This is a genomic window from Streptomyces sp. NPDC041784 (genome assembly GCF_055591025.1).
Window position 1 is genome coordinate 16,588 of sequence record NZ_JBVJAB010000059.1, and the last position, 10,574, is coordinate 27,161.

Sequence of the window (10,574 nt, forward strand, 5' to 3'; positions counted from 1 at the left end):
GACCCCCTGATCCGAACCCAGGCCGGGCCGTCCCGCCTGCCCACCGTCCGCGAGGCCGTCACGGCCGTGGCCGCCGCCGCGCTGGCCGCCGTGCTCGGCGTGTCACATACACCGCCGCGCTCGAGGTGAAGCCGTCTACCGCCGAGCACGTGGCCCGGCTGCTGCGTGATCACCGCATCGCGGCCGGCACCCGCAGGGGCAGGCGTGCGCTGGGCTGCTTCCGTCAGGCGGTGCTCGTCCTGCGCTGGTTCATCGACGGCACGCGTCTGTCCCAACTCGCCTGCGACAACGGCCTGTCGGTCTCCACCGCCTACCGCTACCTCCACGAGGGGCTGACCGCTCTGGCGGCCGGGGCACCGGACCTCGCGACCGCGCTGGACCGCGCGAAGGCCGCCGGGCTGACGCATCTGAACCTCGACGGCACCGCCATCCGCACCGACCGTGTCGCAGCCCCCGGCCCCAACGGCGCAGACCTCTGGTGGTCCGGAAAACATAAGCACCATGGCGGGAACGTGCGGGTCATCTCCACCCCGGACGGCTGGCCGATCTGGGTCTCGCCGGTCCGCCCGGGCCGCGAGCACGACACCACCTGCGCCCGCCACCACGGCCTGGTCGACGCCCTCAACCGCATCGCGGCCGAGCTGGGCATGCCGACCCTGGTCGACCTCGGCTACGAAAACGTTGGCGACGGCTTCCGCCATCCCTGCAAGAAGCCCGCCGGAGGCGAGCTGACCGAAGAGCAACAGACGTACAGCAAGGTCATCCGCGGCATTCACGGCATCTGCGAACGTGCCAACTCCCTACTCAAGACGACCTTCAAGGCCCTGCGCAGGGTCAGCCTCGACCCCAGCCGCATCACGAAAATCGCGGCCGCAGCCCTCGTACTGCTCCGACTCGAGTACGACCGCACCATCTGAACGATCACACAACGTCATGACCGATTACCAGAAACAAGGGACGTCAGCGGGGCAGGGCGTGGTGCAGCCAGGTCAGCAGGTCGTTGATGACCTCCTGGCGGTTGGTCTCGTTGAACAGTTCGTGGCGGGCTCCCGGATAGGTTCGGTAGGTGATGTCCGTGACGCCGGCCGTGCGGTAGCGCTTGACCAGCAGGTCACTGAGCTGGAGTTGTTCGTTGAGCGGGTCCATGTCTCCGACCATGACGCAGATGGGCAGCCGGGCCGGAACGTCCCGGGGATCAGCGAGCGTGGGCAATGCGGCGGCGAGGTCCGCCATGCCCTGGGCATCGAGGCTGAAGCCGCACAGAGGGTCAGCGAGGTAGGCGTCGACGGCGCGGGCGTCGCGGCTGAGCCAGTCGAACGGTGTCCGGGCGGGCTCGAACTTCGCATTGAGGGCGCGCAGGGGGTCTTCTTCGGCGGTCTGTCCCGCGAGCATGACGTCGACCGCTGTGGTGCCGGTCAGCGCGACAGCGTTGATCAGGGAGGCGTGCCGCAGTATGTACTGCTGGGCGGCGAAGGACCCGAGGCTGTGGCTGATCAGTACCAGGGGGAGGCCTGGGTGCCGCTCGTGGGCGATTCCCGAAAGGGCGGCCAGGTCTTCGACGAGCCGGTTCCAGCCGTTGTCACCGAGATGCCCGGGCGCGGCGTGTCTGCTGAGTCCGTGTCCGCGGTGATCGTTGGCGTAGACGGTGAAGCCCTGCTCGGTCAGTGCTGCAGCGAGCGGCGCGTAGCGGCCGGCGTGTTCTCCCATGCCGTGGGCGATCTGCACGACGGCACGCGGTGGTGTGTCGGGCTGCCATTCGTGCACGTGCACCGTGACAAGGTCCGTGCTGTCGAAAGTGAACAACGCAACTCCTGATGTGGTGATCCGGGCAGCTTCGAGTGCCGGGCCGGGTTTCCTGAGTGGCCGGCCGCGGCTGAGAGGCCGTGTTCGAGGCCCGGGGGCGGATGGATCAGACGGTGTGTTCGCCGAGATAGCCGGCGACGATCCTGGCCTGGTCGGCATCGAGTTCCCGGGCTGCGGCGCGGGTGGTGATTTCGCCGTGGGTAAGGACGTAGCCGTGGTCCGCGATCTCGAGGGCCAGGCCGACGTGCTGTTCGACGAGCAGTACTCCGCAGCCGGAGTCGTCCGCGTAGCGCCGTACGACGGGGAGCAGTTCCTCCACGATGATGGGTGCCAGGCCGAGGCTGAGTTCGTCGAGCAGGAGCAGTTTCGGGCGCCGGGCCAGTGCGCGCCCCATGGCGAGCATCTGTTGCTCGCCGCCCGAGAGCAGGCCTGCCCTGCGGTCCTTGAGGCGGGACAGGACAGGGAAGTAACGGTAGGCGGCGGCCTCGTCCAGGCGCTCTCCCCGATGGGCGAGGCGCAGATGTTCCGCCACGGTGAGAGCGGAGAAGATGCCTCGCCCCTCGGGGACATGGGCTATGCCGAGACGGGCGCGGGTGGCGGCCGGGATTCTGTCGAGGGGCGAACCGGCGAAGGTGACCGTGCCGGCCATGGGGCGCAGCAGTGCGGAGATGGCCTTCAAGGTGGTGGTCTTCCCGGCGCCGTTGGCTCCGAGCAGGGCGACGACTTGTCCCGCCGCGACGGTCAGGTCGACGTCGCGGATGACCGGGGCACCGTCGTATCCGGCGGTGAGTCCGCTCACCTCGAGAACAGGGGTGCTCATGATGGCTCCGGTGTGGTGGTGGCGACCTTGGACGGGCCGTCGGCGGATGGTGTGCCGCCGTGCTGCCGGGAGGCAGCGGTGGGCTGGGCGGCGGAGGCCCCCAGGTAGGCAGTGACGACGGCCGGGTCGGTGCGGACCTGCGTGGGTGGCCCGGAGGCGATGACCTTGCCGAATTCCAGGACGACCACGTGGTCACAGATGCCCATGACGAGACTCATGTCGTGGTCGATGAGGAGCAGTGATGTGCCGTCGTCCGCGATGGCACGCAGGCGGCGTCCGAGTTCGGCGCTCTCCGCCGTGTCCAGCCCGGCAGCAGGTTCGTCGAGGCAGACGACGCGCGGTCGGGCGGCCAGGGCCCGGGCCACGCCGACGAGTTTGCGCTGTCCTTGGGACAGCTGGTGGGCCGAGGCGTGTGCGAGATCCTCAAGTCCCAGGGCTGACAGGGCCTGTGCGGCGGCGGAGTCGGGGGACACGCGGCGGCCGAGGGTTTCACCGAATGCTCTCCACCAGCTCGGCCGGTCCGCCGTGATCTGAAGGTTCTCCGTGACCGTGAGGTCCTGGCCGTCCAGTGCTATCCGTCCACGCGCCGTGACGAGGCCGGTGACGGCGTCCACGAAGGTGGTCTTGCCGGCGCCGTTCGGGCCGATCAGCCCGACGAGCTGTCCCTGCCCGACGTCCAGGGACACCTCGCTCAGCGCGTGCACGCCGCCGTAGCTGACACTGACCGACTGGACCGACAGTACGTTCACGAGGCGACCTCCGTGGTGTCGAGCGCGGCGGGTGCGTGGTGCTCCCCGGCGGGGTGCGGGCCATCCGGCGTACTCACCTGGGCCGCGGCACGTGCGGCTCTCTTCGCCGTCCTGCGGCGGTGGTTGGCGCCCGCGATTCCGTCGGGGTTGGCGATCAGCGTCACGATCAGGGACACCCCGCCGAACAGCAGCGCCCAAGTCCCCTTGATCCCGAACCATTTGTCCAACGCGTGCGGCAGCAGTGCTTCGGTCGACATCAGTCCCGCGATCACGGCTCCGGACACCATGGTGATGCCGCCGATGTAGGCGAAGCCGATGAGGCCCAGAGCGGCCAGCGCGGTGAACCGGGCCGCGCTGACAGAGCCGAAGTTGTAGCCGTACAGGGTGCCGGCGACGCTGGCGATGAAGGAGCTGACGGCGAAGGCGGCGATCTTCACGGCCCGTACGTCGACTCCCGCCGCCGCGGCGGCCCGTTCGTTGGAGCGGACCGCGAGCATGCGCCTGCCGAGACCGGTGCGCCGCAGATGGGCGACGTACAGTCCGAGAACGACGGTGACGGCCAGCACGAGGAATCCGAACATGGGGCTGGGCTCGTTGCCGTCCAGACCGCGGAAGTCCGCTCCCGGGCCGAGGTTCACCCCGAACAGGCGAGGCGGGGGTACGGACACGCCGGCGGTGCCGCCGAAGGAGGTGTTGCCGAACAGGGCCTGTTCCATGGCCAGGGCAGCGGCCAGGGTGACGACGGCGAGGCTCACACCGCGGACCCGGAGGGCGGAGATGCCCGCGGCCACGCCGAGCAGTGTGGCGAGCAAGGTGGCGCCGAGGGCGTCGAAGGGGAAGGGAATGCGCAACTGGACCGCGAGGTGGGAGAGGGCGAAGCCCGCAGTGCCGGAGATGGCCATCTGCATCACGGAGATCTGTCCGACGTAGCCGGTGATGACGACGTACGACAGGACGATGACCATGCCGATCATCGAGTTGGTGAGTGCCTGACGGAAGTCGAACGGCAGTACCACCAGGGCCACTGCGGCCACGACCGCGGCCAACAGGGCTGGGCGTAGCAGCCGTTCGGGCAGGGGGACGGCGGGCAGTCGCTGTTCGATGGCTTCCCCGCGGCGCGGCAGGCCGGCGCCCCGGACGTAGAGGGCGACCACCATCAGGACGAAGACCAGCAGCTGCTGAAGGCCCGGCATGGCGTTGCCGTTGTCGGTCGGGAACCAGCTCTGCGTGGAGAGGTAGTACACGATCGACTGCAGCACTCCGATGAGGATGCCCGCCGTGCAGGCGATCCACAGCGACGTGAACCCGGCGAAGAGGGCGGCCGCGAGGGCGGGCACGACCTGGAGAGGGAGGGTGATGGAGTCGACCTGGACGATGGGCGCGGCCAGGACGCCGAGCAGCCCGGCGACCAGGGCAGCCAGGAGGGTGTTGGCCAGGGAGATGCCGTTCGGGGACAGGCCCGCGAGCAGCGCGGCCTGTTCGTTCTCCGAAGCGGCGCGGGTGGCGAGGCCGAACCGGCTCCACCGGTACAGGGCGCCCAGGGCCAGCGCGATCGTGATGATCAGACCGGTCAGCAGGAACCGGTCGGCCGGAGTGGTGATGCCGAGCACGGTGACGGTGTCGCCGGCAAGGACGCTCGGTGCCTGCTGGGGCTGGGTGCCGAAGACCAGCAGCACCGTGGCCTGCAGGGTGAGCAGGATGCCGAGCGACGCGGCGAGCTTGGCCAGCGGTGAGGCCGTGCGCAGTGGCCGGAACACCGCCACCTCGATGAGCACTCCGATGGCGAGTGCGGCTACGAGCGCTCCGATGAGAGCGGCCACGGTCGGCAGGGTGAAGCCGAAGAAGCCGGAGGTGAGCGCCCAGAAGATGTAGGCCGAGGCCATGGCGACGGCGCCGGTGGACAGGTTGATGATGCCCGAGCCCCGGTAGGTCACCACGACGCCGAGCGCGATACCGGCGATCAACGCTCCCTGGCCGAGTCCGAGCACGGCGAAGAGCAGGATCTGATCCATGCATGACTCCTGTCATGACGGTGGGAGTCCCGTGGCGACGGTGCTCCGTTGGGGAGGGACGGCTGCACCGTCGGCACGGGGGTGAGCCCGAGGGCCCGTGGGAGGGTGGGAGCGGGGCTCACTGCGGCGGGCGAATCCAGTCGGTCAGCGGCTTGAACTGGCCCTTGCCCTGGTACTGGTAGAAACGCGCCTGGTCGTTGCAGACCGCGGAGGCGTCCTTGTACTTGCCGCACTTGACCTCGGCAGCGCCCATGATGACCGGCCCGGTGAACGTCTTCAGCTGCTCGGTGACCGTCGCGGGGGTGATCTTGTCGGGGCCGACGGCGTTGAAGATCTTGGCGTACGTCAGCACCGTGCTCCAGGCCAGCGGCGCGAAGACCTTGGCTGCCGTGTCCTTGTCCAGCCCCACCTGTGCCGAGGCGGTCAGGAACGCCTTGGAGTCGGCTGCCGAGGAATCGGCCGTCAAAGTCTGGGCGACCCCATACGTCCAGGCGGGCAGGTCGCCGCCGAGGCCCTGGGCGACGTCCGGAGACAGGCACAGGGGGGTCGCGACCACCGGCTTGGTGACCCCCAGCTGCTTCAGGGCCTTGGCCACACCTACGCATCCGGAACCGATGGTGATGGGCACGACGACGTCGGCCGTGCTCGCCCCCGCCGCGGTGACCGGGCCGATGAGATCGGTGGCCTGGGCGTCGAATCCGACGGACTTCACCTTCAGGCCGGCCGCCTCGAGGCCCTTCACCGCCGCGCTGGAGGCGATCTTGTCTCCCGGCGTGTTGGTGTGGATCACCGCCGCGTTCTTCGCCTTCAGCACGTCGCGGGAGTACGTCCCCCAGGCGCCGAAGATGTGCGGCAGGTCGCCGAAGGTGCTGAAGGTGTTCCTCGCCGTGGGCATGGTCGGGCCCGTCGCCACCCCGACCAGCACCGGCTTCTTGCCCGCGACCACGGCGTTGAAGGAAGCGTCACCGAGGTAGAGGTTGCCGACACCGATGGCGGAGACACTCTTGTCGCCGAGCAGTTGCTGGCCGCACTTCTGCCCCTCCTCCTCTGCCGACACCACAGTGCAGACGTTCAGTTCCAGCGGATGCCCGCCGATCCCGCCCAGCTTCTCGTTGACGTACTTCACGGCGGCGCGGGCGCCCGCAGTCGCCTCGGGGTTGCCTCCAGGGCCGCCCTCCACGTTCACCCAGCCCAGGCCCACGGGGGAAAGGCTTCCGTCGGCCTTTCCCGCCTTGCCCCCCACATAACGCAGGTAGTCGGTCACGACGGCGCTCGACGGGCGGGAGTCCGCAGCGGAGGAGGCCGCCTGCGAGCCGGCGGCCGATGTCGATGCGGGTGTGCTCGAACCTCCGCACGCCGAGACGCCCAGCAGGGACGTCGTGACGGCGGAGACGAGGACCAGTCTTCGGGAACGTGAGGTTGCGGGCATGCGGGATCCTCCGTACTGGGAACAAGGGCAGGGCGGTGCCCGGCGGGGCATGCGGAAGGAGAGGCGGAAGGCAGCGAGAAGTCTGCGGGCGGCCCGGGGTGACCGGCGCGGCGGGCTGGCTCGAAGAGGCACGAAAGGCCTGCTCATTCAGCCTTTCGAGCTTTCGTAACTTTCTTACGAAGCTGGAATCTAGGTGTAGCCTTTGCGCTGTGTCAACGCCTTGGTGACACCGAATTAACGATCATGCAATGAGGAGGGGTAGGGCATGACAACGGAAGCTGGGCGGCGCCGGCTCCCGCGGCGTTCCCTCGAGGAGACGCGGGCACTGATGCTCGAAGCGGCCACCGAGCTCGTATGCGCCGGCACGGGCGACACCAGTGAGGCAGCCGTCTCTGCCGCCCTCGCCCATATCCGCGTGAAGCAGGTCACCGAGGAAGCCACGCGCATCGTGCGGGAGCGGCTGGGCGACGACCGGGCACCGGCGATCACGACCGGATCGATCTACCAGATCTGGCCGGCACAGGCGGATTTCCAGGCGGAACTCCTTTTCCACCTCACCACCCGCCAGGCCGAGCTGGTCCCGAGCCTGCCGGACAGCATCCGCCGCTTCGAGGAAGCGATCGACAACGGCATCACGTGGCAGGAGGCGCTCAACGGCGTACTCACCCACAACCACGAGAACCACCGCGTCGACCCGATCTACCGCGTGATGCTCGGCTTCTACGCCAGCGCGGCCAACCCACGTGTACGCGAGGCCCTGGGGCATTACGGCGATTCGTTCACCAAGGTCGCCTGTGAGGCGTACCAGGCCCTTCTCGACGCCTACGGACTGCGAATGCGCGCGCCCTACAAGGTCGAACACCTCGCCACCACTCTCGCGGCCCTGCTCGACGGCTTCCATATGCGATGGATCGCCGGATACGCCGATCTGGACGACCCGGAGCGACAGGACGGCTGGTCCCTCCTGACCCGGGCCGCCGTCATGCTGTTCGACCAGTTCACCGAGCCGACACAACCGAGCGGCACCACTGGGCACGTCCAAGCGACCCCGAGCACACCGACGTAACGACTACGAAAAGCCGTCCGCGGTGAAGTCATGGATCGCATCCCGGACCCAGTCCGCGCTGATGAACGACACCTCGGCGATCTTCGCTACGGGCACGCCCTGCACGGATAATATGCACCATTCGGGCCCGCCGTCAGATCACCACCGAACCGGTGCCCCCACGGATGATCCACAGCAACCGCATGCCCTCATCGTCATGAATGTCCCAGCCCTTCAGACGCTGAGCCACCTGATCATTCTGGCTGATGTGGCACAAGCCTCGTGGAGGTAACGGTAGGCGGTGGAGACCGACAGGCCGTTGTCGCAGGCGAGTTGGGACAGACGCGTGCCGTCGATGAACCAGCGCAGGACGAGCACCGCCTGACGGAAGCAGCCCAGCGCACGCCTGCCCCTGCGGGTGCCGGCCGCGATGCGGTGATCACGCAGCAGCCGGGCCACGTGCTCGGCGGTAGACCGCTTCACATCGAGCGCGGCGGTGTATGTGACACTGATCGACACGTGAGGCCCCTCGGTCGGATCTTTCCTTCGCAAGATCGTTCCTGCCAGGGGCCTTACGCCTGCCCGGACTTGGGGACCGCACGGGCCGCAGCGCAAGCATCGCGATCACAGCGAGCGACGGGCGCTTACCGGGAAAGGCTCACTGGCCAGGGTTGTAACTCCTCTGCGCCGCCTGCCACTTGATTCCGTCGTCGGCCAGGTAGCCGATCACCTACGGCATCGCGCGCCGACAGTACGTCTTCGTCGCGAGCACGTACAACTGCGGCAGCAGGGCCTCCTGGATCTCGGTTGGCTTCGCAACCCCGAGCTACCAGGAGACCTTCATGCCTACGGCCGGCAGCGCACCCGATCGAGACGCCCGTCCGACGCACAGCCCTCAAGACAGGAGCGACCTCTTCCCTGTTTCCGCGGTCAGGGCCGACCTCTCGTCCGTCGGGGGCGCCCCGGTCTGTCTGGATTGGGGGCGCCCCGGTTGTATCAGGCGGCGAAGACCGTCTTGGCCTCCTGGTAGGCGTTGAGGCCGTGAACGCCGAACTCGCGCCCGATGCCGGACATCTTGAAGCCGCCGAACGGGCTGATGGGGTCGTCCACGAACTCGTTGACCATGACCCGGCCGGCCTGGATGTGGTTGGCGATGCCGCGAGCCCGGTCCAGGTCCTCGCCGTAGACGTGACCGCGCAGGCCGTAGTCCGTCTCGTTGGCGATCTGAAGGGCCTCCTCGTCGTCGCGGTAGGTGATCACCGACAGGACGGGACCGAAGATCTCCTCCCGGGCGATGGTCATGTCGTTGGTGACGTTGACGAAGATGGTCGGCTTGACGTAGTTGCCCGCCTCGTAGCCCTCGGGCTTGCCCTCACCACCGACGAGGATTTCGGCGCCCTCCTCGATGCCCTTGCGGATGTAGCTCTGCACCCGCTCGTAGTGACCCTTGGACACCATGGGCTGAACGGTGGTCGTGGGGTCGGCCAGGGAGCCGAGCTTCAGCGCCTCCACGCCCGCCTTCAGGACGGCCTTGCGGGCGAGATCCACAGCAGCTTGCCCCCAGGGTCGGCAACGACCTGCACGTTCACTCCGTGGCGGCGGTGCTTCTGGGAGAAGTCGGCCCGGCTGTCACCGACCCGGTCGCACTCGGCGAGCGTTCCGTCGAGCAGGACGTGATCGGGATCCGTCTCCCGCAGGACCCGCAGCAGCCCGGGCGCCCGGCGGGACAGATGGCCGACGACGGCGGTGACGTAGGCGTGGGCAGTGCCGACGGATATGCCGAAACCGGCGGCGATCTGCACGAGCGTGTCGTGCCGACGAAGGTAGACCAGGCCGACGAGAGCACGCTGGTGAGGCGGGAGCTTGCAGCGGCGGTCACCCTCACGGGTGACGATGAGCATGGTTACCCACGGCGTGCGGGAGGTCGAGTGCGGCAGGATAGACACCTCAGGCGCTCAACACGTCAAGCTGCGGAGGCGAGTTCGACGGGGAAGGCAGTATGTTCGTCGAACAGCTTGCGGTGCTGAAGGCAGTGGTAGAGCTGGCCGAGCATGCGGTTGAAGAGGTTCCTCTGGGCGGCTGCGTGCCAGTCTCCGTGGCCGTCGCGGCGCCTGCGGTAGTGGGTCTTGGCGCCTGATGAGGCGGTGATCGCGGAGAAGGCCCAGAGGTAGCCGGCGTGGTTGAGGCGGTCGTTCTTCACCCACCGGCGGGTGAATGTCGACTTCTTGCCAGAGGCCCTGGTGATGGGGGAAGCCCCGGCGTATGCCTTCAGGCCCCGGGCATCGGCGAAGCGGTTTCGGTCGTCCCCGATCTCGGCAAGCACCCGGGCACCGAGCTGGATGCCGAGTCCGGGGAAGCTGAGGATGATCTCATCGTCCGGATGCTGAGGGAAAGCTTCCTCCACCGCCTCGGCCAGATTGTCGGCCGCAGTGCAGGTGGCCTCCAGCTGGACCAGGAGCGCGAGCATCTGCTGGCCGAGCGCGTCCTCGACCAGCGGCTGCTGGTGGGCCCAGTCGGCGCGGAAGACATCGGGGTCCCAGTAGTTCTCGCCGAAAAAACAACACTAATACTGCAACGGTGCTTGTTCTGAGTGCTGGGCAGTTTTCAGGGGCTGTGTCCGTGTCGTTTGTAGTGACTCAGGCGGGCTTGGTGCTGGCGTCGTCGGCGCCATGTTGACCATTGCAGAATGTGCCCGATCGGTGCTGGTCGGCGGTTG

At 68.1% G+C, this 10,574-nt stretch carries 8 protein-coding genes and 4 pseudogenes; 2 read left to right on the forward strand and 10 right to left on the reverse strand.

The window, feature by feature from the left end:
• The first annotated feature begins 125 nt into the window (after positions 1-125).
• Positions 126-917: an HARBI1 family protein gene (locus tag ACZ6D7_RS46120; RefSeq protein ID WP_469504675.1), complete on the forward strand. Its 792-nt coding sequence runs from the start codon at positions 126-128 to the stop codon at positions 915-917.
• A gap of 43 nt (positions 918-960) precedes the next feature.
• Here ACZ6D7_RS46120 and ACZ6D7_RS46125 read toward each other — a convergent pair whose 3' ends face one another.
• The 5 genes from ACZ6D7_RS46125 to ACZ6D7_RS46145 all read right to left on the reverse strand — a co-directional run bounded on the left by ACZ6D7_RS46125 (position 961) and on the right by ACZ6D7_RS46145 (position 6,813).
• The gene (locus ACZ6D7_RS46125) at positions 961-1,803 is read right to left on the reverse strand and encodes an alpha/beta hydrolase (RefSeq protein ID WP_469504678.1); all 843 of its coding nucleotides are present in this window, start codon (positions 1,801-1,803) and stop codon (positions 961-963) included.
• 106 nt (positions 1,804-1,909) lie between these two features.
• Positions 1,910-2,623, reverse strand: a complete 714-nt coding sequence (locus tag ACZ6D7_RS46130) for an ABC transporter ATP-binding protein (RefSeq protein WP_469504680.1) — start codon at positions 2,621-2,623, stop codon at positions 1,910-1,912.
• Entirely contained in the window at positions 2,620-3,372 is a 753-nt protein-coding gene (locus ACZ6D7_RS46135; RefSeq protein ID WP_469504683.1) for an ABC transporter ATP-binding protein, read from the reverse strand. The genes ACZ6D7_RS46130 and ACZ6D7_RS46135 overlap by 4 nt, the downstream gene beginning before the upstream one ends.
• Positions 3,369-5,384 (reverse strand): branched-chain amino acid ABC transporter permease, encoded by a 2,016-nt coding sequence (locus tag ACZ6D7_RS46140; RefSeq protein ID WP_469504685.1) that lies wholly within the window; start codon positions 5,382-5,384, stop codon positions 3,369-3,371. Before ACZ6D7_RS46140 ends, ACZ6D7_RS46135 begins: the two co-directional genes overlap by 4 nt.
• Before the next feature lie 118 nt (positions 5,385-5,502).
• Positions 5,503-6,813: an ABC transporter substrate-binding protein gene (locus tag ACZ6D7_RS46145; RefSeq protein ID WP_469504687.1), complete on the reverse strand. Its 1,311-nt coding sequence runs from the start codon at positions 6,811-6,813 to the stop codon at positions 5,503-5,505.
• Positions 6,814-7,078: 265 nt separating this feature from the next.
• Here ACZ6D7_RS46145 and ACZ6D7_RS46150 point away from each other — a divergent pair, with 265 nt between their 5' ends.
• Positions 7,079-7,879, forward strand: coding sequence for a hypothetical protein (locus ACZ6D7_RS46150; RefSeq protein WP_469504689.1), 801 nt, complete (start codon positions 7,079-7,081; stop codon positions 7,877-7,879).
• A 9-nt stretch (positions 7,880-7,888) separates the two neighbouring features.
• Here ACZ6D7_RS46150 and ACZ6D7_RS46155 read toward each other — a convergent pair.
• From ACZ6D7_RS46155 to ACZ6D7_RS46175, 5 genes and pseudogenes are all read right to left on the reverse strand, one after another.
• A pseudogene (locus ACZ6D7_RS46155) lies at positions 7,889-8,063 on the reverse strand (helix-turn-helix domain-containing protein); the annotation flags it as partial.
• 74 nt (positions 8,064-8,137) lie between these two features.
• Positions 8,138-8,377 (reverse strand): annotated as a pseudogene (locus tag ACZ6D7_RS46160) (IS5/IS1182 family transposase); the annotation flags it as partial.
• A gap of 477 nt (positions 8,378-8,854) precedes the next feature.
• Entirely contained in the window at positions 8,855-9,406 is a 552-nt protein-coding gene (locus ACZ6D7_RS46165) for an aldehyde dehydrogenase family protein (RefSeq protein WP_469504691.1), read from the reverse strand.
• Positions 9,385-9,799, reverse strand: a pseudogene (locus tag ACZ6D7_RS46170) (helix-turn-helix domain-containing protein); the annotation flags it as partial. The pseudogene ACZ6D7_RS46170 and the gene ACZ6D7_RS46165, both read right to left, overlap by 22 nt.
• Positions 9,800-9,821: 22 nt before the next feature.
• Positions 9,822-10,385 (reverse strand): annotated as a pseudogene (locus ACZ6D7_RS46175) (transposase); the annotation flags it as partial.
• Positions 10,386-10,574 lie beyond the last annotated feature (189 nt).

Bases quoted from the DNA above. Each gene is read 5' to 3' on its own strand.
- ACZ6D7_RS46150 (WP_469504689.1), top strand. From the start codon at position 7,079: ATGACAACGGAAGCTGGGCGGCGCCGGCTCCCGCGGCGTTCCCTCGAG.
- ACZ6D7_RS46130 (WP_469504680.1), bottom strand. From the start codon at position 2,623: ATGAGCACCCCTGTTCTCGAGGTGAGCGGACTCACCGCCGGATACGAC.
- ACZ6D7_RS46145 (WP_469504687.1), bottom strand. From the start codon at position 6,813: ATGCCCGCAACCTCACGTTCCCGAAGACTGGTCCTCGTCTCCGCCGTC.
- ACZ6D7_RS46140 (WP_469504685.1), bottom strand. From the start codon at position 5,384: ATGGATCAGATCCTGCTCTTCGCCGTGCTCGGACTCGGCCAGGGAGCG.